Origin of the sequence: Wujia chipingensis (assembly GCF_014337155.1) — a bacterium.
In the GTDB taxonomy this organism is placed as follows: domain Bacteria; phylum Bacillota; class Clostridia; order Lachnospirales; family Lachnospiraceae; genus Coprococcus_C; species Coprococcus_C hominis.
Window position 1 is genome coordinate 2419334 of the sequence record NZ_CP060632.1, and the last position, 20814, is coordinate 2440147.

18 protein-coding genes and 1 pseudogene are annotated in these 20814 nt (G+C 43.3%); all 19 read right to left on the reverse strand.

Annotation, left to right across the window (positions count from 1 at the left end; all coding sequences use genetic code 11):
* Positions 1–153: 153 nt before the first annotated feature.
* The 19 genes and pseudogenes from tet(40) to H9Q76_RS11410 all read right to left on the reverse strand — a co-directional run bounded on the left by tet(40) (position 154) and on the right by H9Q76_RS11410 (position 20693).
* Entirely contained in the window at positions 154–1374 is a 1221-nt protein-coding gene (tet(40), locus tag H9Q76_RS11315) for a tetracycline efflux MFS transporter Tet(40) (RefSeq protein WP_118489342.1), read from the reverse strand.
* A 50-nt stretch (positions 1375–1424) separates the two neighbouring features.
* Positions 1425–3344 carry a tetracycline resistance ribosomal protection protein Tet(O) gene (tet(O), locus tag H9Q76_RS11320; RefSeq protein ID WP_151197289.1) on the reverse strand — a complete coding sequence of 640 codons (1920 nt, stop codon included), beginning with the start codon at positions 3342–3344 and terminating at the stop codon, positions 1425–1427.
* A gap of 366 nt (positions 3345–3710) precedes the next feature.
* On the reverse strand, positions 3711–4085 hold the full coding sequence (locus tag H9Q76_RS11325; protein ID WP_001129922.1) for a TnpV protein: 375 nt from the start codon (positions 4083–4085) through the stop codon (positions 3711–3713).
* A 54-nt stretch (positions 4086–4139) separates the two neighbouring features.
* A pseudogene (locus tag H9Q76_RS11330) lies at positions 4140–4382 on the reverse strand (macro domain-containing protein); the annotation flags it as partial.
* Positions 4383–4724 carry an arsenate reductase family protein gene (locus tag H9Q76_RS11335; protein ID WP_118489340.1) on the reverse strand — a complete coding sequence of 114 codons (342 nt, stop codon included), beginning with the start codon at positions 4722–4724 and terminating at the stop codon, positions 4383–4385.
* A gap of 1 nt (position 4725) precedes the next feature.
* A complete protein-coding gene (locus H9Q76_RS11340; protein WP_118489339.1) occupies positions 4726–4944 on the reverse strand; it encodes an aspartate dehydrogenase in 219 nt (72 codons plus the stop codon).
* Positions 4931–5404: a YaiI/YqxD family protein gene (locus H9Q76_RS11345; protein ID WP_151197305.1), complete on the reverse strand. Its 474-nt coding sequence runs from the start codon at positions 5402–5404 to the stop codon at positions 4931–4933. The genes H9Q76_RS11340 and H9Q76_RS11345 overlap by 14 nt, the downstream gene beginning before the upstream one ends.
* 20 nt (positions 5405–5424) lie before the next feature.
* Positions 5425–5796 carry a VOC family protein gene (locus tag H9Q76_RS11350; RefSeq protein ID WP_118489337.1) on the reverse strand — a complete coding sequence of 124 codons (372 nt, stop codon included), beginning with the start codon at positions 5794–5796 and terminating at the stop codon, positions 5425–5427.
* Complete coding sequence (locus tag H9Q76_RS11355; RefSeq protein WP_118489336.1) at positions 5793–6173, reverse strand: DUF4186 domain-containing protein; 381 nt, start codon at positions 6171–6173, stop codon at positions 5793–5795. Before H9Q76_RS11355 ends, H9Q76_RS11350 begins: the two co-directional genes overlap by 4 nt.
* 4 nt (positions 6174–6177) lie before the next feature.
* Positions 6178–6864, reverse strand: coding sequence for a PAS domain-containing protein (locus H9Q76_RS11360; RefSeq protein ID WP_118489335.1), 687 nt, complete (start codon positions 6862–6864; stop codon positions 6178–6180).
* A gap of 135 nt (positions 6865–6999) precedes the next feature.
* Positions 7000–7920: a DUF6674 family protein gene (locus H9Q76_RS11365; RefSeq protein ID WP_118489334.1), complete on the reverse strand. Its 921-nt coding sequence runs from the start codon at positions 7918–7920 to the stop codon at positions 7000–7002.
* A gap of 60 nt (positions 7921–7980) precedes the next feature.
* Positions 7981–8670 (reverse strand): SpoVG family protein, encoded by a 690-nt coding sequence (locus tag H9Q76_RS11370; RefSeq protein WP_118489333.1) that lies wholly within the window; start codon positions 8668–8670, stop codon positions 7981–7983.
* A 3-nt stretch (positions 8671–8673) separates the two neighbouring features.
* The gene (locus H9Q76_RS11375; protein WP_118489332.1) at positions 8674–9072 is read right to left on the reverse strand and encodes a hypothetical protein; all 399 of its coding nucleotides are present in this window, start codon (positions 9070–9072) and stop codon (positions 8674–8676) included.
* Positions 9065–9682: a class D sortase gene (locus H9Q76_RS11380; protein WP_118489331.1), complete on the reverse strand. Its 618-nt coding sequence runs from the start codon at positions 9680–9682 to the stop codon at positions 9065–9067. The genes H9Q76_RS11375 and H9Q76_RS11380 overlap by 8 nt, the downstream gene beginning before the upstream one ends.
* A gap of 13 nt (positions 9683–9695) precedes the next feature.
* Positions 9696–17228, reverse strand: a complete 7533-nt coding sequence (locus H9Q76_RS13850) for a helicase-related protein (RefSeq protein ID WP_330594646.1) — start codon at positions 17226–17228, stop codon at positions 9696–9698.
* A gap of 14 nt (positions 17229–17242) precedes the next feature.
* Positions 17243–17611 carry a hypothetical protein gene (locus H9Q76_RS11395; RefSeq protein ID WP_249321105.1) on the reverse strand — a complete coding sequence of 123 codons (369 nt, stop codon included), beginning with the start codon at positions 17609–17611 and terminating at the stop codon, positions 17243–17245.
* A complete protein-coding gene (locus tag H9Q76_RS11400; RefSeq protein WP_015567852.1) occupies positions 17608–17826 on the reverse strand; it encodes a DpnD/PcfM family protein in 219 nt (72 codons plus the stop codon). The genes H9Q76_RS11395 and H9Q76_RS11400 overlap by 4 nt, the downstream gene beginning before the upstream one ends.
* 27 nt (positions 17827–17853) lie before the next feature.
* A complete protein-coding gene (locus tag H9Q76_RS11405; protein ID WP_249321107.1) occupies positions 17854–18750 on the reverse strand; it encodes a hypothetical protein in 897 nt (298 codons plus the stop codon).
* Positions 18751–18800: 50 nt separating this feature from the next.
* On the reverse strand, positions 18801–20693 hold the full coding sequence (locus H9Q76_RS11410) for a C40 family peptidase (RefSeq protein WP_249321897.1): 1893 nt from the start codon (positions 20691–20693) through the stop codon (positions 18801–18803).
* Positions 20694–20814 lie beyond the last annotated feature (121 nt).

Below are 20814 nucleotides of genomic sequence, written 5' to 3' on the forward strand. Positions count from 1 at the left end.
ATGTGCGGTAAAGTATCACAAGAAAATTATGTCGAATTGACAGCCGCCTCCGCTATACCGAATAAGGAAATAAAGAGTCCTCAAATTTTGCGCTACTAAATGAAGACGAGCGGAAGTAATCTCCCGCTCGTCAGTAAACTTAACTATGCCATATCAATCCCGCTTCTTTCCCGCCACCGGCACTAAGAACAGCGCGGGCAACAGCAGGAAAGCGGTACAGACCAGCCCCCAGGGTATGGACACCTGCTGGGCTACCAGCCCCACAATAGGCCCGCCGATGATCTGCCCGAAAGAGTCCAGCTGTCCGCTGGTGGAAAAGACTGTGGCGCGCATTTTCTCATCCACATGGTCGTTCATCCAGGCGGCCAGCACAGGCTCCTTGATGGTGCGCATAAGCCCCGCCAGCAGGAACACCAACAACATGAACCAAAAGCTCCGCCCCACCGCGAAGAGAACCAGGAACAGGATATACCCGGCGCTGGTGGACATGACCACACTGGTTCGGCTGACAGTCCCTTTTTTCTCCATGCGGGCGATGAGCAACTGAGAAGCCAGAATACCTAAGCCGCTGCCGATAAGACTGATAACACCGAACCAAGTGACGCTGTTCAGCGGCCCGATAACGGGTATTACCGTGTCATCCAGAAAATGAGCGGTGGAGAGCCGGTCAAAGCCTTCACTGGCAAGTCCCCCGCATAGTGTGATTGCTAAGAGCGCCAGCAACACAGGTGCGCCTTTCACAAAGCCCAGGTTGAGCTTGAACAGGCAGACAAAGTCTTTAAGCAAGCCCTGCCGTTCCTCAATAGCAGGGGAGAAGTTGGTTTCTGGCATGATGCGACCCAACACCAGCCCCAACAACAAGCACAAACTGCCCCCCAAGATGAGAGGCATTTGCAGGTTTATGTTTCCCAGCAGTGTGCCCAGCACCACGCCCAGAACGCCGCCGATTTGCCCCATTTGACTGCCCCGCAGGAACACCTTGTCTATGGGTTTGTCCTCTTCCTCCGAGGCAATCCACGCCTCCAGAGCGCCGGTGATGAAGGTATCACCGCAACCCCAGACAACCTGGGCCAGCAGAACCGGCGCGAACCACGGTAGCGCACCCTCCATCAGAAAGCCCAGGCCGTAGAGGAACATTCCAATCAGCACCGAGCGCCGACGGCTATACAAATCCGCCACCACACCGGTGGGTATCTCGAACAGAAAGCAGGAGGTCTCCAGAACCGTCCCTACCAGGACAAGCTGGAAAGCATCCAGCTGCACCACCTCCAGGTGGTACACGATGGAAAGCACTGTGGACATAGAAACCGCCAGGGAACAGACAAATCGGAACAGCAGGTAGACAGAATATGCCTTTGAATTTTTAGCAAACATGAAGTTACATTCTCCTTTCAAATCTCATTTTATATGACTTTTGCAAGCTGTTAAGCTAACTTGTGGAACATATGCCGAACCTTATCTATACGGCTATTCGGGCGGCGGGGTTGGCAAATAAATTTACCAATAGCTGGCTGGTATCCTTTTAACTCTGTCAAGCAGACTCCCTGCCCATTTGTGAGATAAGTTAAATCGTTCCTGTATTCTTGAATACATCTAGCAGGGATTTCTCCTTTCAGAATGACCTCGTCATTCTTTATCTGAGTACTTACAATATCTGCACAATACCTTGGAGCATCATGATACGCCCGTGAGAGATATTCCTGCGGTGCATAAATTTCAAAGTGGAGATATGGCTCTAATAGTTCTGTCCCTGCTTTTTTTAAAGCCTGCTCCAATACGATAGGGGAAAGCAGCCGAAAGTCTGCGGGGGTACTTACAGGACTATAATACAATCCATATTCAAAACAGATTTTACAGTCTGTCACTTTCCATCCATACAGCCCCTGCTCGCAGCCATAAAGAACCCCCTCCATAACCGCATTTTGGAACGATTGATTTAAATATCCAAGTGAAACTCTGCTTTCATACTGCACTCCGCTTCCAATAGGGAGCGGCTCTATGGACAACCCGACAGAAGCCCAGAAAGGATTTGGCGGGACTTCTATGTGGATGGTATATTCTGCTTTTCTAAGCGGTCTTTCCATATATATAACAGTAGGCTCTTTTATTTCTGCCTCCACATGATATTTTTCCTCAAGGATGGCACAAATGACTTCCATCTGCACATTCCCCAAAAAAGAAAGTATAATCTCATGCGTTGTAGTATCCACATAATATTTTAAAAGAGGGTCTGTATCAGCAATCTCTGCGAGGGCATTTAACAGGGCTTCCCTTTGCTCCGGCTTTTGCGGCTCTACCGTTGTCCGAAGTAATGGCATGGGATTATCAATCCGTGTTTTGTGAGGCAGGAGTTTTTCATTTCCCAGGATATCGTTCAGTTTCAAAGTATCATCAGCTAAAATAACAATTTCTCCCGGACAGGCATGGTCAGCCGGGACGATTTCACCATTTGTCGGAACACACATCTCTGTGATTTTTATTTTCTCTTTTTCAGATATTCTAATAACATCCCTCAAATGCAATGTTCCGCTATATATACGCACATAAACAAAACGCCGCCTTTTCTCTGAATATTCAATCTTAAAAACCTGCCCGCATAGTTCAGATTGACCTTCAGGCGTTGATGAATAAAATTTACTGGCAATTACTTCTATAAGCTGCCGAATCCCCAGATTGTTTTTAGCGCTTCCGTGATAAACGGGAAATAACGTTCCGTTTTGGAATCTCCTGTTTTCTTCCTGTTCCAGTTCTGACATTTTAAACGGTTTCCCTGACATATATTTCTCTAATAGTTCATCGTTTCCCATAATTACCGCATCCCACTGTTCCATATCGTCATTGTCCGTTACATTTATATGGGGATGCTGCCCAACCTTTTGCTTCACTATAATTTCCGAAGAAAGCTTTGCTTTCATTTCCCGATATACCATTGGCAAATCAATCCCCTCTTGGTCAATTTTATTGATGAAAAAAATTGTCGGAATCTTCATTATCTGTAGTGCATGAAACAGTATACGGGTCTGTGCCTGTATGCCATCCTTTGCAGAAACTAATAATACTGCTCCGTCTAATACGGATAAAGAACGGTATACTTCCGCCAAAAAATCCATATGGCCTGGCGTATCTATAATGTTGACTTTTACATCCTCCCACTGAAAAGATGTCACTGCTGTCTGGATAGTGATTCCCCTTTGACGCTCCAAATTCATTGTATCTGTCCTTGTTGTGCCTTCATCTACGCTCCCTAGTTCTGCAATTGCACCACTGGTATACAATAAACTTTCCGTTAATGTTGTCTTTCCTGCGTCAACGTGAGCCAGAATGCCTAAGTTAATTATTTTCATGTGATTTTCCTCCTATCAACACCCAAAAAAGGGCATAAAAATACCCAGTGATAAATACTCCTATCACTGGGTAAATAACTCCAATAGCCCCAAAACACTTATATGTTTTCGGGCATATAAAATTACATGATAAAAGTATTCTTAAACTGGGTACAAAAAACTAAGCCCCATATTAAAAGTGAAACGGGACTGCTACTTTTTGTTCCCACTATCAAATTGACAGTTTATTTAAGAATACCTTGCCGCATATTTATTAACTCCTTGTATAATACTGAATCTAATTATATTCCTTAACCCTTTATTTGTCAAGCTGACAAACTAAAGCAGAAAAAGCGGCAGGATTTCCCCCTGCCACTAATCATCTGTTTATGCAAAAATAATTTCCTTTTCCACAATCTCCCTCGCACAAGCCCTTATGTTATTGAGGCATCCTGTCCATTCTAAGGCGTTTTCTGCCTTTAGCTGTTCCGTTATGCCCTGTGCCTGTTTCATACCCTCTATGAGCCTTTCAAAGCGTTCCTGTGCCTGTCTGTTGATGTCGGCAAGGTAGGCGTTTAGCCTGCCGCTTGTAAGAAGATTGGTGTATGTAACTTTACGGTACTGTTTTAGATAATCTAAATGCCGTTGCCCCCAGATGCCTATTGCCTGTTCTTCTTCGGCGGGTACAGTTAAGCACGGTATCAAATAATCCCCTTGCCTTTCGTATTTGCCGCCCAGTTCCTCAAATAATGATTTTGCCATTGTCTGTTACCTCCACATTCTTTTTTATTTTGAATGTCCGCAAAATCCGTCCTACATCGGTCCTACAGTATGTATCACATAATCACATGGCAGATTATAGGCTTTTGTTATCTTTGCTTCTCCAGTCTCACATCCGTGAAGTGTCCTGCACTCCGCCAGAAGCTCCGGTCCTGCTGCTCTATGAATTGCACCATCTACACCACCTCCGCCAAGAAGAGAGTTGTTTGCTGCATTCACAATTGCCTGCACATCTGTTACTTTTGTTATATCTCCCATTAAAGTCTTAATTAAGTACATTTAGTTCCATCCTTTCCAAATATCCGGCTGATAACCAAGTGTTGATTGCTTTCCGTTTCTTACTACTGGTATTTTAATTACTTGTGGATTCTCAAGTACCTTTTCGAGCTTATCTTCATCTGCGATATACTTAATAAGAGCAAGTAAATCCTTGTCCTTGCCATCCCAGTTAACCATATTTTCTAATCCACCATTTGCCTGAGCTACCGAATTAAATTCTCCTTTGCTCATACCTTTTTCTTTCATATCAATGAACTGATACTTTATGCCCCGCTCCTTGAAAAAACGCTCCGCCTTCTTAGTATCATTGCATTTCTTCGTTCCAAATATCTGTATATTCATATCAGTATTCCTTCTCTATCTCTCCATCTATTCCATACATTTTCTTGAATACATCAAGATCTGCTTGATTCTTAATCAACATAACCTCTTCTATCTTCCCTGTATGAAGGTCCTTAAAGCCTGCAACCTGCTCACCATTACAAATGCTCGCCTTGATTACTGGTTTCTTATTTCCCTTATCATATGTCTTTGTAACTGTCTTTTTCTTAAATATTCCCACTCTGAGCACCTTCTTTTGATCTTGCCATCAGTATAAGTTTTTCAAAGGACTGTGCAAAGCGTACGTCATCTTCTTCTGTACGCTTTCTCGGTCCTTTCATATGATTCTTGTGAGAGCTGCGTCTTGCCTTCTTGTTAAGATGCCGCTCCATAAGCATCTGATCTATGTTCTCATTCGTATACCACTTGCCGGATTGGTGAATAGCATATGCACCCTTCCCAAGTGCCATAGCAGCGACGCCATAATCCTGCGATACTACCACATCCCCTTTATGGCAAATGCTGATCAGTTTATAATCTACTGCATTTGCTCCTGCACCTACTACAATCACCTCGCTGTAATCAGAATACAAAATATGATTCGTATCACATAACAAGGTGGCTGAAATGTTGTATTTCTCTGCTATTGTCTCTACAATGTCCACTACTGGACACGCATCTGCATCTACAAATATCTGCATTTTCCTCAAATCCACTTTCTTCAGTTGTAATTAACTGGTGTGCGTACTTCTATAAGATTTCCTGACGGATCATAGAATCTTACAAGTTTCTGTCCACCTTCAAGTTCCGTTAATTCCGTAACATAACTTACAACATACTTGCCAGACTCCAGTTTTTCAATAATACCTTCTATATCATTATCTTCAAAATAAAGTTCCGTCATATTGTTATGTGGAGTTGTATGTATTTTTGTACTATCATACCATACATCTACATCCTGCAACACAAGCCCCTCAGACATTATCACATTACCTTCCATCCTTGTAATCACACGCAATCCAAACAATTCTTCATAAAAATCAATTGATTCGTCAATGTTATCAACAATAATCAATACATTTTTTAAACTCATGATTTATGTTCCTGCCTCCCCATTTCTTTTTGAATCCATGTCATAATTACATCTACAAGATAATCCTGCTGCACCTGACTCAATTCCTTGCCGGGTTGCATTTTATGCCACTTTCGGATGCACTCCCTGCAGCATGTTGCTGTTGCGTGCTGAGCAATAAATACTGGATGTCCACGCATAGGTGTCTGCTTGCCATCATTTGCTATATATGCCGGAGCTTCTCTCTTTGCTATAAAATCCTTTGCATGTTGTCTTATTGTATCAAGACCTTTTTCATTTATGTAATCAATATCTTTCTGCTTCAGATGGAAACTGCTTCTGAACTTGGAATTATCCAGTCGCTCAAATAACTGCCTGTACCATTCATCCTTAGTCATATCATCACCACAAATCGTATAGTTTCATAGTTTCTACATTTCGATATTCATGTTTCTCATAATATCCTATCAGCTTACCCTCATCTCTGAGTGCCACCATGTAAACATCTTTATTCTGTTTCTCATTATGAAAAGTATAGACGATATTATGGCTTTCATTTGCTGCAAACCATTCCACTACCTGCTGTATTTTATCTCTGGATTCCGGATTATGACAATCTAACAGACTTCTTCCAATAAGTTTATCGCCACCTCGCTTTGCATAGCTGATAACAGCTGCCGGATTCATGTAGATAATCTCATGCTTGAGATTGCATATAACAACGGATGCCCTGTCCTGATCAACAATGCTCTTATAAAAACTGACATAGGATTTAAACTTAATCACCTTTTCATTATCTAGCCTCTTTTGAAGTTGTGGCTTCTTTCTTCGATAATAATCGTATATCTCTCCATCAGGTATCCAGATTTGTGCCTCATTTATCTTATCAAGTACAGCTTCAACAATCTGTTCATCTGCCAGTAAATCAGGTGCTTTATCATGCTCTGTAACATATCTTTTGTATTCATCAAACACCCAGCCTGTAATCTTATCCTTCTGTTTCATCTTGAGATTACTAAATGTTTTATTCATCTGAAAAAGCTGACCATCTACCTTTTTATGTATTTTTGTCTTTTTACTTTTTGTCAAATTTCTCCCACCTTTATGTAATTAACAACTTTTGCTAGTATAGCACATGTTTCGCACTTATCTTTTCACATTATAACATCTATCATATTTATCCGCATTAAAAAAGGACGCAGAATCTCTCCCACGTCCTCACATCTATCTGGCTTTATCTTCTCTTACCTTCGATACTTCCTTATGTGCCGCTTCCTGCTTCACCTCATCCACACCTCTAGCCTCAAATGCATCTGCATTATACTGATACTCTTGCGGTTCAGCGACCATTGGTGAATATACAATCTCTGCTTCCACTCGCTCAGTTTCTGCCCTCTCCGGCTCTGTCTGTTCCTGCTCCTTCACATTCTCCATATGCTCTTCCTTATCAAGCTGCACATTCATAGCCAGATTATCCAGCTTATTAATCGAAGCATCAAGATGTAGCTCCATTGATACAAGTATCTTTTTCACTGCTTTCATAGGTGCAAGCACCGCCTTTGTAATGGGATGTTTCTGCTCTTTCCGTGAGTAATCCACCTCCGGCTTGTCAGCAAAAGTGCGGAATGCATTGGCTACTGTCTGCCCGGCTTCACGAAATCCTTTTGCAAGAAGTGCTGTCTTTGCTATATCCTTATCCGTAGTCTTGATTGCACCTCTTACATTTTCCCGGATATCAAGAAGTCTTTTCTTAATTCCTAAGAACTCAGATACCCTGTATAATGCTGCTCTTCCCTTTGCCTTTGCTTCATCAACTATGCTCTTTGCTGTAGATTTGACCTGTGCTTTCACTTCTGATACCTGCGACTTTATCTGCTCACATCTGGTATTAAGTCGCTCCCGTGCTTCCGCCAATGCCTTTTTAACATTATTGACAAGTGTATCCTCCTGCATTTCTTTGATCTGGTTCTGCATGTTGGTTAGTTCTTCCGTCATGGAATCAATCTTTTTCTCCAGTCCATCCACATAGCTGCATATCTCAAATACATCATTTGCCTGCTCTTTCATGGCATTTTTCTTTAATAATTCGAGAAGTTCCCTTATGACCTCCTCATTGGTAAGTGTTTTTCCTGCTTCCATATCCATTCTGTTTCCTCCATTCTGTAAATGGGGCAGCCTTGGCCGCCCCTGTTCTCCGATTGCTAATTATCGAAAGGGTGTTGTCTCTTTGTCCTTCTCTTTATCGGGATTGCCATGATGTTTCTCAGCACTCTCCCTAGCTTTTTCATTGCTCTTATCCTTTGCTTTCTCATATTCCGAGATAATCTCATTATAGAGTTTTTCCCTGAAATCCTTTGTGACCGGATAGCAGACATCCTGATAGATTGGCTTGCCCTGCTCATCCACCTGCTTTGTCTTATAAGAAGGCATTGATACAAAGATCTTCTCTTTGCCCTGCACGATATTAATGTTATTTACAATGAAACTGTTTTCAAAGTAAATTCGTGCCAGCCCCTTGATATTGCTGCCTTCCCTCTCATAAGGTGTCACAGTTACGGAAAACTCAGGCATTTCCTGTGTTCTGTCCTGCTTCTGTGTCTCCTCTTTCTCCGGCTCCCTGATTCTTGCATAGGCATCAAGGATATTGGTATAGAGTTCCTCTCGAAACTCTGCTGTGATAGGATTGCACACATCCTTATAGATCACGCCATTGCTTTCATCACGCTCATTGGAACGGTATCTAGGCATTGATACAAAAAGCTCTCCCTTGTCCTTATTCTCAAGAATTGCAATATTGGTAATCTTAAATGAATCACCAAATACTACTGTTGCAAATCCCTTGATATTGCTGCCCTCTTTTGCTCTTACTTCATTTACCTTAATTGAATACTTCATATGCTATTCCTCGCTTTCTTTTTGTTCTTTGTTTTGCTTTGGTATGATAAGATCACACCAAAGCTGTTCTATCTGTTCACAAGACAATCTACCATTTAACCAGTTGCCAAGTGTAACGACCATTCCATCCTGCTCGTAGTAGAGCCACTCCTGTGTTTCAATGTTCCCCTCATACACGATAGTCACATCAAAATCAGGCATAAATAATCCTTCCTCCTCATCCCATACACAGGCTATTCCCTGTCTGAGTGTCAGATTCAGGCTTTCGACATATACTGACCAGCCGCTTACGACTATCTGAAAGTCATCATCAATCTCTGCAATATCATCCTCAAGCCCGATTAACTCCTCCATTTCCGATACTGCCTCTTCTATCTCACCTAACCGGTATCTCTTATTCATCCATCACCGCCTCCTTGTAAATACACCTGACCACAAAACGCATGGTTCCTTTCTGGGAACAGGTAAAAAGAGTTAGTTCTTTTTCTGTACCCTGTGTCTTGATGCTGTTATCATACGGATTTACTACCTCTGTCTCTGTTACCTCATAGATGTGTTTCAGTCCCTTTTTGTCGGTTATCATCACTTCACCGCCTATGGATATCTGCTTCAGCGCTGTAAAAAATGTGCCATATCTGCTGCCATTGTGACCGCATAACACACAGTTGCCACTCTCACCGATTCCTGCTGTTTCTTCTATATGACCAATCCCGGCATTAAGTACTTTGCTTGTGGTTCCTTCCATTACCGGATACCTGATATCTAAGCCCGGTATCTCAATGATGCCGATAACACCGCCTTCTTTAAGAATGGCTTCATCCTCTTCACTAATGAAGGTTTGCTCTTCCTCCACATCTGTTTCTTCATCGTAATCATCCTCCAATGTCTGCTCAAATTCACGTATGAGCTGTTCTGTCTGTTTTTCTCCGGTTGTCCGCCAGAAAAAAGGGACTGCCATAATGGCAATCCCTGCTGTAATCAGTAGTCCTGCGACCACTTTTCTTATGCTCATATTATTCACTCTCCTATCGTGTTCTGCCCTCTCTGTCGGCTGGATAAGCACCTTTATCCTCTGCCACAATTGCTGCAGATTCCATCCTGTCATCTGTTTCTCTTTCTTCCTCCGGTCCGCTCAGGTCTGCATCCACAGCCTTTGCGTTCTCAAGGTCAAGCTGGGCATTCAGTTCACACTGCCTTGCCAGTTTTTCATTCAGTTCCTCACTGTACGCAAATGGCTTGTCATACTCTGCCTTTGATGCTTCAAGGTCATTCTGGTACTGCTCAATCTTCTTTTCTAAGAAATCGATGTTCTCATGGAGTCCATTGAACAGGTTTTCCAGCTTTACCATACTGCCGACAGGACTTGTGGAAAGCTCTGCCTTGTACTCAGTCTTTCCACGAAGCACCATATAATTGATGCCAAGGAAGTTCTTTTCCACAAGCAGTTCAAATCCGTGGAATTTACCGATTGCAGTTGTCTCTCCGGTCTTGCACTTGCTGATTGCTTCAAGCATCATCGTTCCGCCTTCCACTCGCTCTGTGTAAGTTGCCCTGCCTATGGTAATGGCAAATTCCGGATTATCAATCAGCTCTTTATCCCTTGCTTTTACATCCTCTCTTACATTGGCAAGTTTTTCCGTTGCTGTCTTAATGAGCTTCGGGTACTTAATCATAAAGTTATCCTGCAAGCCATATCTCTGATTGTCATAGGATGCCTTTAATAGCTTTAATCTCTGGACATCATTGTCAATCTCCATCTTCTCACGAATAAGAGGATTGCCTGTAGCAACCGCCTTAATCTCTGCATAGGAAAGTGTAGCCTCGTCGATATCCTCACAGCTTCGGCTTACAGCCTTGCTTGTCATGACCTGACTGATGAATCGCTGCTTATTCTCGACGAGCGACCAGTTGTATGCATCAAAGGTTCCTTTGGTGACATATCTGTAGATTGCCACCTCTTCATTTTCGTTGCCTTGTCGTATGCCTCGTCCTTCCCTCTGTTCAATAGAAGAAGGCTTCCACGGACAATCCACATGATGCATTGCAACAAGGTGTGTCTGCACATTGACACCTGTTCCACACTTGTCCGTTGAACCGATAAGAACTTTCTTTTTACCTGTCCTCATTTCCTTAAAAAGTGCATCCCTCTGTGCATCCGTTTTGGCATCATGGATAAATGCTATCTCATCAGCCGGAATACCATACTGGATAAGTGTTTCCTTCAGATAATCGTAGATGGTAAAGTCCTTATCCGGTCCCGGTGTGCCGATATCCGAAAAAATAAGCTGGCAGCCTATATGACCGTTGGCATTTCCTTTCTCATATTCTTTCCAGACATTTTCTGCTACCTTATTGAGCTTTCCATCCGGATTGTTTGGTGCATCCTTATCAATCAGTCTGGCATCTGTTCCGAGTAGTCTTGCCTCATGGGTAATCTTCAGGAAGTTATCCTCGCTTGGATCAACTCCACCGCCTCTGATACGCTCTGCCCTCACAACAAAATCTTCCATGACCTGCTTTACATACCAGTCAGGCTCCGACTCAACTATGATAGGCTTCCCGCCACGGAGAGCTGGCACATCAAGGTCAAGCATGTCTGCGGTCTGCACATCTGCTACCTCACGGAAGATATTCATAAGCTCCGGCAGATTCGTAAACTTATTAAATCTGCTCTTAAAACGGAATCCGCTTCCCTCTACAGTAAGCTCCAGTGCTGTTGTCACTTCACCAAAGTTCGCTGCCCATGAATCAAAGTGATAAATCCCCATCTCTTCAAGTGCCGCTTTCTGTAAGTAAAGCTGCATGACATACATCTCACACATGGTATTGGATATCGGTGTACCTGTTGCAAATACAATGCCCCTGCCATCATTTATCTCTGATAGATACTGGCATTTTAGCTGCATATCCGTTGACTTCTTCGCTCCACTGCTGCTGATGCCTGACACATTATTCATCTTGGAAAAAATCGCAAGGTTCTTAAAATTATGCGCCTCATCCACCATAATAGAATCCACGCCAAGCTCCTCAAAGGTTATAAGGTCATCCTTCCTGCTCTCATCGGATAGAGACTTCAGCTGTTCCTCCAGCTTTTTCTTCTGGCTTTCCATCTGTTTTACAGTCCAACGCTCTCCGTTACGCTCCTTCATCTCATCAATCGCATAGCTGATTTCATCAATCTGCTCATTAAGCATTCGCTCCTTTCTCTCTGCTGAGATTGGGATTTTCTCAAACTGCGAGTGGGACATGATAATGCAGTCATAGTCGCCTGTCGCAATCCTTGATACAAACTGCTTTCTGCGGCTCTTTTCAAAATCACGCTCTGTGGCAACTAAGATATTGGCTGATGGATAAAGCCTTAAAAACTCTGATGCAGTCTGACCGATAAGCGGCTTTGGAACAACCATGATGGTCTTATTGGCAAGTCCTAGTCTTTTCTGTTCCATGCAGGCAGCCATCATCTCAAAGGACTTTCCGGCACCGACACAGTGTGCCAGCAGGGTATTTCCTCCAAGAAGAATTCTTGCCACCGCATTCTTCTGGTGTGGCTTTAGCTCAATCGCCGGATTCATTCCCGGAAACTGTAAGTGGCTTCCGTCATACTCACGCAGACGGATGTTATTAAATGTCTCGTTGTAATACTCCACATACTTCTGTCTGCGCTCCGGCTCTGAAAACAGCCACTCCTTGAACTTCTCTTTAATCATGTTCTGCTTTTCCCTTGCAAGCATTGTCTCATTCTTATTGACTTCGTAATGATATTGGCCATCTCCGTCATCAATCCTGTCCCTTACTGTTACAGTTTTAAGATTCAGCGTATCCTCAAAAATAGAATAAGCATCCATGCGGCTTGTACCATAGGTCTTAGTAGCTGCCACTGAATGCTTATCCATGCTTTTATTCTCGATGAACCATTCCATGCTCATCTTATTTAAGTGTACCTGAATGCCTGTATTGTAATACTGGCTTCTGACTGCCCTTGCCCGCCTTGGCGTATTGAGAAGTTCATAGATAAACTGCTCATAATCAAGCGGTTCAATCCATGTCGTACCAATCTTTACATCAATGTCTGATGCTTCAATCCATTCCGGCTGCACCTTTTCAAGTGCTGCCACATTGCCTGCAAATCTTTCTGCCTGTGGATTGTCTGTATCCGCTGCCATAGCTTTTGCTACACGAAGCTTGTCTCTCACATTTCCGGACAGATACTCGTCTGCTGTCTCCCATCCGATGTCTGGATTATTCTCGTTGTAACGGTCGGGATTTAAGAAAATCAGTCCATCCAGTTCTTCCACAAGAACTGCTCTTCTAAGCTCTACCAAAGCATCATCACTTAGCGTTATCTCATCCGCTGTCTGTCCGGACCTTTCTGCAAGCTCTTCCTTTGCATTAGTAATATCCGGCTCATAGATAGAAAGCATATAGGCAGGGTTTACATATCCAAATTCATTGACGGATACATTTAATGCTTCCACAGCAGTCTCAACCCTGTCTATGACAGCCTTTGCCTTAATCGTCTGCTTATAAAACATATCCGCTTTTTTCACCTCCCCGTCTTCATTTACTTCCTCAAGACTGCAAAGAAGTGGGTAATCGCTGTCATCCCTGAAAGCTATTCTGTTTGCTTTTGAAGTAATGGCTCCATACTGCTTTGCAAAATCATCATATTTTACATTAAGAAGTCTCTGTTTATCAGAAAGCTCCTCCTCGCTGCAGCCATCCATCTGGATATCAATCAGCTCTCTTGTTATCTGTCTGATTTCATCAAGGCTTCGGATTCGCTCCTCGGCAGTCTGTGATACTTCTTTTCTTACCATCTCGGAATTTTCCCTGTAATAGAGCTTTCCTTCAAAAAATGTGTAAGTGTAGTTTCTCACATCCGGATCAGCCGGGATAACTTCCTCCGTCTGCTCCGCCTCATCTGCCACTCTCTCAAAATCTGTCATCTGTGCTTTAATATTACCGATAGCTTTGTTTAATGCTTCATACATATTGAAGTTCTCATCATCATTCACACAGACTGTATATCTGCTGTCCTGTCCGTAAATCCTTGTGTCATACTCCATAGCCCCAAGCATCATTTCCGGATGTTCCGCAAAATAAGAGTTGACAGCAATGCCATTCTCAGTCACACCAAGGTGTACCCAGTCAGGCTCAATATCAATCTTTCTCTCCCTCTTCTGCAAAAACAGGATATCTGCTGTCACTTCGGTTCCTGCATTGTCTTTAAATGCAGTATTCGGAAGCCTTATTGCTCCCACAAGCTCTGCTCTTTCAGCCAGATACTTTCGGATAGTAGGATTTGCCTTATCAAGTGTTCCCTTTGTGGTAATTACAGCAACCATGCCACCCGGTCTTACCTGATCAAGTGCTTTTGCCAGAAAATAATCATGAATACGGAAGTTATACTTGTTGTACTTCGGATCAAATACCTTGTAATCTCCAAATGGCACATTCCCGACAACCACATCAAAGAAGTTATCCGGATATGTGGTATTCTCAAATCCTGTGATACTGATATTGGCATTCTGATAAAGCTGCTTTGCAATTCTTCCTGAAATGCTGTCAAGCTCCACCCCATACAGCTTGCTTCTCTGCATTGGTGCCGGCATACTTCCAAAGAAGTTACCGATACCCATAGATGGCTCTAATACATTGCCGCCTCTGAAACCAAACTGGACAAGTGCCGAATTTATGCACATGGCAATCTCCGGTGAAGTATAAAAGGCGTTATTTACTGTTGCCCTTGCAGCACTGTATTCCTCATCAGATAAAAGGTCTTTCAGCTCTGCATATTCTTTGCTCCAGCCTGCGTTTTCCTCGTCAAATGCCTGTGACAGTCCGCCCCAGCCAACAAACTTCGACAAAACTTTCTGTTCCTCCGGTGTGGCAAGCCTGTTTTCTGATTCAATCTGCTTTAAAGTGCGGATTGCATCCATATTCCACTGGTATCTGGTCTTGGCTCCACCTTTTTCCATTTCCCAGAGATTATAGTGGAAGTTGTATTTTTTCTGTACCGCATCATCTGAAATCACATGTCCATTCTCATCAATCTTGGTTTCCCAGCCATTCGCTGTTGCTCTTTCCCTGGTTTCAAGACGATTAGCTTTTACACTATCCTCGATATCAAAGAATCTCTTATAGACCGGATTCATCTTATCCCTGTCAGCCTTCTGCTTTGTCTCCTGATAATACCTTTTCTGGTCTTCTCCACAGTAAAATGGCTGTTTTACCATATAGGATAAAATCTCGTATAACTCACGCCAGTCGAGTGCACCTTCCTTACGCACACCATTCCTGTTCTTATAGCTGATCTTCACATATCCGCTTCTGATTGAGTACTCCACAAGACCATACTTATTGTTGGAATATGCCTTTCTTTCTGCATTATCTGTCCCTAATGCAATATCCCTGATAAGGTCAAGTTTATTTGGCATAAATGCAAAATCAGACTGCACCACATCCATAAGGAATGCCCTAAATGGAGTGTAGCAGCTGCAATCTGTTACAAGAATCTCCGCCGCATCACGCAGGTCTTCATCAAGCTCTGCAATACGCTTGGCATAATCAATCGGTGTAATATACTGAAGCTCTGATGGATCTTTTTCAGTTGTTTCAGCTTCTATCTCTGCACCATATTCTGCCTGTGTTACCATGCGGTCTTCATCGGCAGTTTCCTGTGGTGTCATGCCTTTTGCACTTACATAATCTCTGTTAGAAGCATAGCTCTCCGGCTCATCCGGTATTGCATAATCATCAATCTCTGCTTCTGCCTCCTCCGGTTCCACTTCCCGGTATTCGGCATCAATGACCTCATCATCCTCACGGAGTCCGTCCATCGCAAGCTCATCAATACGAGGTGTCTCAGGCTGGTATTCCCCTGTAAGAATAAGTACACCAAGCTCTTTTTCGATATCTTTCCACGAAACATATCCTTCAACCTCTCCATCCTCATCTCGCCACTGAAAACGCAGTCCATTCCCATGAAATGTGTCATATCCGTGCAGTCCTAGTCCGTCAACCGGCCAGCCTGCACCTCCCTGACCATATTCTGCTTTGATACGCTTTGCTCTGGTTCCTGCATCAATCTCTGTTTCAAAAATCTTGCATACTCTGCCCTTGCCACCGATAAAACCTGTACCTCTCATAAGCACCTGTTTGATATACTCACCTGATACTGTGGCTGACTTCTTTGGATTCAGATAATTGTATTTACCTGCTAATGCAGCTTTTCTGTCCTGCTCGAACTGACGCATAAACTGATTATTGTTTTCATCTTCAGTATGAATGGTGCCAATACTTGCCTGCCCGTTCTGGTCGAAAAAAAAGGAAGCCTGTGTATATTCGGCTTCCTTACTAACACCCAATGAATTGATTTCATCAAGTTCCCTATTCAGTTCTGTATCATCCGATTCTAGTGGAATCGCATCACTATCTGATGGAGTACCACTTCCTCTGCCTGCATCTTCGCCTGCTCTCTTATCTTCCACATCTCCATTGTCGATGACGGATCCTGTGGCTTGTGCTTCGCCAGATACTGCATCTCCAGCTGGTCGTACAGCTGGTTCGCTTCCTCCTCTACCGCTGACATCTTCTCGTACATCTTCCCGAATCTCATCAGCGTCTTGTATCTTGCCGGCTCGTTCTCCTTTAGATAGTTCATCGCCATCCTTCCGTATTTGCCCAGCTTCGTGAGATCCTCCGTCTCGTCCGGCATCTCTATCTGCGGATAAAGCAGTCCGTCCACTTCCTTGTAAGTCATTTCTTCTAACATATCCAATTCTCCTTTCGCTCTCGATTGCCTTTAAGTTACGACTAAATTCTCTAAGAACACTACAGGAGACATCGCATACAATGGAACCAAGACGGTAAATAATCTCTTCGTCTTTGATATTTACGATCTGACTAAAATCCTGTTCTTGCACAGATAAGTCAAATCCGCATCTCGTCCCTACAGCATACATGACACTTGCATATACAAGCTGCTCCATGTCCATTTCCTGCTGTAAGCCATTGCGTTTCTTACTTTCTTCCTTTATCACACTACCTGATAGCTGCATAAGCTCGGTCATTCGGTCTCCGAACTCTTCTTTTATTATAAGCCAAACATCTGTTCCTGTAAACTGTTTTAATATATTTTTTAGAGACTCCCTGTCGCTGTTATCGTACTGCTCAATCTGACCTTCTGACACAAGAAAATCCACATAATCCTTAAGATTTTCTCCCTCAAGGTCCCATGTCAGTTTGACATTCTTCCCTCCGGTATCACTAATATCAAAGATATACCTCATGCGTGGATTCAGCGCCCTCGACGGGAAGATAGCGCAGCCTTTCGCACCACGCTTTACATATCTTCCCACCTTTTTCCAGGTATCATAATCTGCCATGAGTGTGCTTTTTTCCGGAGGTCTCTGAGCTGTTACCATAACGATATTGTCAAATTCATAGCGGTATAACTGACCTGCGACCTTTAACACATCCTTCCAGTTCTTTTCTGATCTGGTGATGTTACCAATTTCAGAATCGTATATCGCTTTGACCTTCATATCAACGCCCATACCTTTGTCCTCCTCTACTTAAACATCTCTGCAAACAATCCCTTAAATAGCTTTAACTCATCCTTATCCAGCTCGATTGCAAATTCATTGTCGATTGCCTGTTTTTCGCATTTATCCTTTTTCTTTACAATCTTACGCACCACACGAAGAAGCACATAGCACTCCTTGGACTTTGCAATGCTCTGTTTAAAGGTCAGCTCATCCTCATCGACTGACTTCTGTGTCTGATAGATAATCTCTTTTAACTTATCATTGATACCATCTACTTCCTCAAGGGAAATAATAACGGATGCCTTAGAAGCACCCGATCTGTCCCACTCCTTATGAAGTTCCTTTACTAAAAACTCCATGTTATTAATTACTGTTGTTGAATCACTTTTCATCTTGCTCTTCCTCCGTTTTCTTTTAATGAAGAAGGGAGCTGACTTTCGCTGATAGGTGCAAAATCAACTCCCTTCATGTCCTCTGCTCCAAGGACTATCTGCTCTGCATAATACATATCCATTGCCTTATTGATGGCATCGTCAAGCGACTCTGCCTTTACTTTCTGTACTCGTGAAAGCACTTCTTTTATCTCAACATCAAATTCCTGTTCCATATGATATCGCCTCCTGTAAAAATATCATCACCGGCTCTTTTCTTCCTTTACCTGTTTTTCTTTAAAGCCTCCATCGTACTTTCCATCTTCCAGCCTGTCGTAAAAACAGTCCTCTTCAATCGTTCCAAAATCCTCATACATCTGGTGAAGGAAGTCATTCTGCAGCTTCTTCGGTACATCATCATCCTTTGACATATCCTGATAAAAATAGAACTTCTGCTTTAGCTTTGCCCTGTAATCATAGATATCCTCTATCTTTTCCGGTGTGCCATACTCCCTCTTGTATGCCTTGAAATTCGTGGTTGAGAGTGTGGAACCAAGATAAATGCCATGCTCCCACGATACCCCGATTGTGGTATTGTCCTTTGTAGGCTTCTCATCCTTCGGATAACGCTTATACTCTGTCGCACCAAGGGCGATTGTAAGGGAACCTGACTTCATATCCATCACCACAAGATTCCTTGGTGATAATGCTTCAAGCACCATGTAATCATGGTCATTGAAGTTATGGAATGTCTGTCCCCTTTCAAATAATCTGTCCACACTTTCATAATGCAGGTTAAAATCATCCACCCAGCCCTTATCGGTCATTCCAATCTCCTTAAGCTTTGCAACACATTCAGAAGAACTGGCTTCTTTATCAAACCGAATTTCTTTGGAATCGTTATAAAGTCCCTGAAGAAAGTGTCCCAGCTGAATATCATCCAGACAGAATCTCGCAGATACAGTTACATTTGCTGCCCTGTAATACTCTGTGAAGTTATCTGCTTCACCAAGTGTCCTTCCAAGCTGCAACAGATGGTCTGCAAGCTCTGACATGTCATCAATTGCTATAAAACTCTTATAATCATCCAGAGTCATCAGCATATTTATCTCTGTTCCCCTGTCGTTTTCTGTTACCAGTATCATATCTTTTAAATCCATTCTTACCTCCAGTCTCAGAGAGGGACTATGCCCTCTCCGCAAATTTTCTGTTATGGTCTTCCAATCACAACAATCTTTCCTGTGCTTGCCACATCCCTGTAGACCACACCAAGACTTTCATTAAGTGCCTCTACCACCTTGCCATTTCCGACATATACTGCCACATGGCTGATGTTCTTATATCTTCCGTTGCTTGTAAAACTGTAGAAGATAAGGTCTCCCGGCTGTAACTCATCAAAGGAGACTGTCTTTCCGGCTTCATCCAGTCCCTGTGCCTCCGCTGCCGCTGTGGTTGCACCGCCGTAACTAATATCCACGCCTGCATCCTTCCATGAATAATAGGCTAAGGAGCTGCAGTCATAATAGTTACCGCTGTCTCTTAAATCCTGACTATAAGGGAAGCCAACTCTGTGAAGTGCATAGGAGCAGACTGTTTTCTGCCTGCTGTCTGTAATTCCGTTTAGGATGGCATTGATTTCATCCTCAGTCATGGAGCTTACTCCAGGACTTCCGCCTCCGCCGCCACTTCCGCTTCCGGCATATCCAAGCTGTCCCATAAACTCCGGACTCATGATCTGCTCAAGCATTTCCACCTGATCAGAATTAAATCCATAGACCGAAATCATATCTCTGTACGATTTCAGTGTGACATTCACATACAGAACCGACTTCGTGACAGTAGTTACATTACCGTCTGCATCTGTTTCTTCCACATCCTTTGTTCCTGTGCTTGTGGTGTATGAACACATATCATTTACTACTGCCTGCAGCCAGCCTTTTGAAATGTCATTCATGACTGTTGCAGTATCTCCGATACCATGCTTGACCATATAGACTGCCATGATGTCATAGTAATTGCTTGGGTTTTCTTCCATACCTTCATAATCCACATATACAAGCTCTCCAAGGTCATATCCGGTATGCTCATTCACTTTCGTATTCACATCCCGGTTAAACTCCTGCACATAAGCACTCGTTACTGTCTGCACGGTATCTCCTAATTCAAGTGGTGGCAGAAATAAAGCAAATGGAGAATTGTAAAGGATTGCTATCACCGCTATAACCGGAACCGCAATCATGGCAACTACAAGAACAAGTAATAAAAGCACCAATCCGATAATCGGTGCAGCTGCCTTTACCCAGGTAATCGCTTTTCGCACAATCAGATCCTTTACCAGTTTTGCCACGCTGTCTGTCTGATTCTCCTGTGCTTTCATCTTATCCAGAAAGAATTTTATCTTCCTGCTCCGGTTGGTCATCTTTTCATCCTTGACCTCTATGGACACACCTGCAGCATATCCGGCTGCCATGCCGATTGCAGTACCAACTCCCGGTGCAACCGCTGTTCCTGCCGCTGTAGCAGCTGCCTTTGTCGCAGTTTTTGTTGCAACCTTGGCAGTTGTCTTGGCTGTTTCTTTTGCCGTCTCTTTAGCTACCGTCTTGGCTGTATCTTTGGCAGCTTTCTTTGCTGTCTTTTTTGCCAGCTTCTTTCCTGCCTCTACCTTATTGATACGCTTCTTTGCCTCGGCTGCCGCCTTTTTCCTGAAAAGTGCTGCCCCCTTGGAAGCAGTTCCGGTAACAGGTTGGCTTGCTTCATATGCAAGATATGCTGCCTGCGATACCTCATCCCCGCCTTCCACCTGCTCCGTTACTGCCCCGGCTGCAAGTACACCTGTTCTTCCTGCAATGTGAAGATTGGTGTTCTTAGTCTTGATGGAAGTGTTTGATTCTTTAAGGTTTCGCTTGAATCTTGATAGTCCCTTATTCTTCGGCTCTGACTGATGAATGGTACTCTTTCGATAGGACTTCTTGTTATCATCAGATACCTTTGCACCGATAGTCTTAGGACCTCTTTCTACTGTATAGATGTTGTTGCCTTTAATCTTGGCACCCTTTGGCTCGTGGGCATGAATCTTAGCTTTCTCCTTTGTGTGAATGATCATCGGCTTGTCATCCACCTTTTTTATCTTCAATGTTCTCACCTTCTTTCACTCAAAATGCAAAACAGCCACCCAGCTTCCCGGATGGCTATGCTTTGAGGTCGCAAATTGCGACCTCTATCAA

What these genes read in the sequence shown, in the direction of transcription:
- H9Q76_RS11325 (WP_001129922.1), bottom strand. Translation starts at nt 4,085, where the DNA reads ATGGCAAAATCATTATTTGAGGAACTGGGCGGCAAATACGAAAGGCAA.
- H9Q76_RS11335 (WP_118489340.1), bottom strand. Translation starts at nt 4,724, where the DNA reads ATGAATATACAGATATTTGGAACGAAGAAATGCAATGATACTAAGAAG.
- H9Q76_RS11345 (WP_151197305.1), bottom strand. Translation starts at nt 5,404, where the DNA reads ATGCAGATATTTGTAGATGCAGATGCGTGTCCAGTAGTGGACATTGTA.
- H9Q76_RS11350 (WP_118489337.1), bottom strand. Translation starts at nt 5,796, where the DNA reads ATGAGTTTAAAAAATGTATTGATTATTGTTGATAACATTGACGAATCA.
- H9Q76_RS11355 (WP_118489336.1), bottom strand. Translation starts at nt 6,173, where the DNA reads ATGACTAAGGATGAATGGTACAGGCAGTTATTTGAGCGACTGGATAAT.
- H9Q76_RS11365 (WP_118489334.1), bottom strand. Translation starts at nt 7,920, where the DNA reads ATGGATATGGAAGCAGGAAAAACACTTACCAATGAGGAGGTCATAAGG.
- H9Q76_RS11370 (WP_118489333.1), bottom strand. Translation starts at nt 8,670, where the DNA reads ATGAAGTATTCAATTAAGGTAAATGAAGTAAGAGCAAAAGAGGGCAGC.
- H9Q76_RS11375 (WP_118489332.1), bottom strand. Translation starts at nt 9,072, where the DNA reads ATGAATAAGAGATACCGGTTAGGTGAGATAGAAGAGGCAGTATCGGAA.
- H9Q76_RS11380 (WP_118489331.1), bottom strand. Translation starts at nt 9,682, where the DNA reads ATGAGCATAAGAAAAGTGGTCGCAGGACTACTGATTACAGCAGGGATT.
- H9Q76_RS13850 (WP_330594646.1), bottom strand. Translation starts at nt 17,228, where the DNA reads ATGGGCGTTGATATGAAGGTCAAAGCGATATACGATTCTGAAATTGGT.
- H9Q76_RS11395 (WP_249321105.1), bottom strand. Translation starts at nt 17,611, where the DNA reads ATGAAAAGTGATTCAACAACAGTAATTAATAACATGGAGTTTTTAGTA.
- H9Q76_RS11400 (WP_015567852.1), bottom strand. Translation starts at nt 17,826, where the DNA reads ATGGAACAGGAATTTGATGTTGAGATAAAAGAAGTGCTTTCACGAGTA.
- H9Q76_RS11405 (WP_249321107.1), bottom strand. Translation starts at nt 18,750, where the DNA reads ATGGATTTAAAAGATATGATACTGGTAACAGAAAACGACAGGGGAACA.
- H9Q76_RS11410 (WP_249321897.1), bottom strand. Translation starts at nt 20,693, where the DNA reads ATGATCATTCACACAAAGGAGAAAGCTAAGATTCATGCCCACGAGCCA.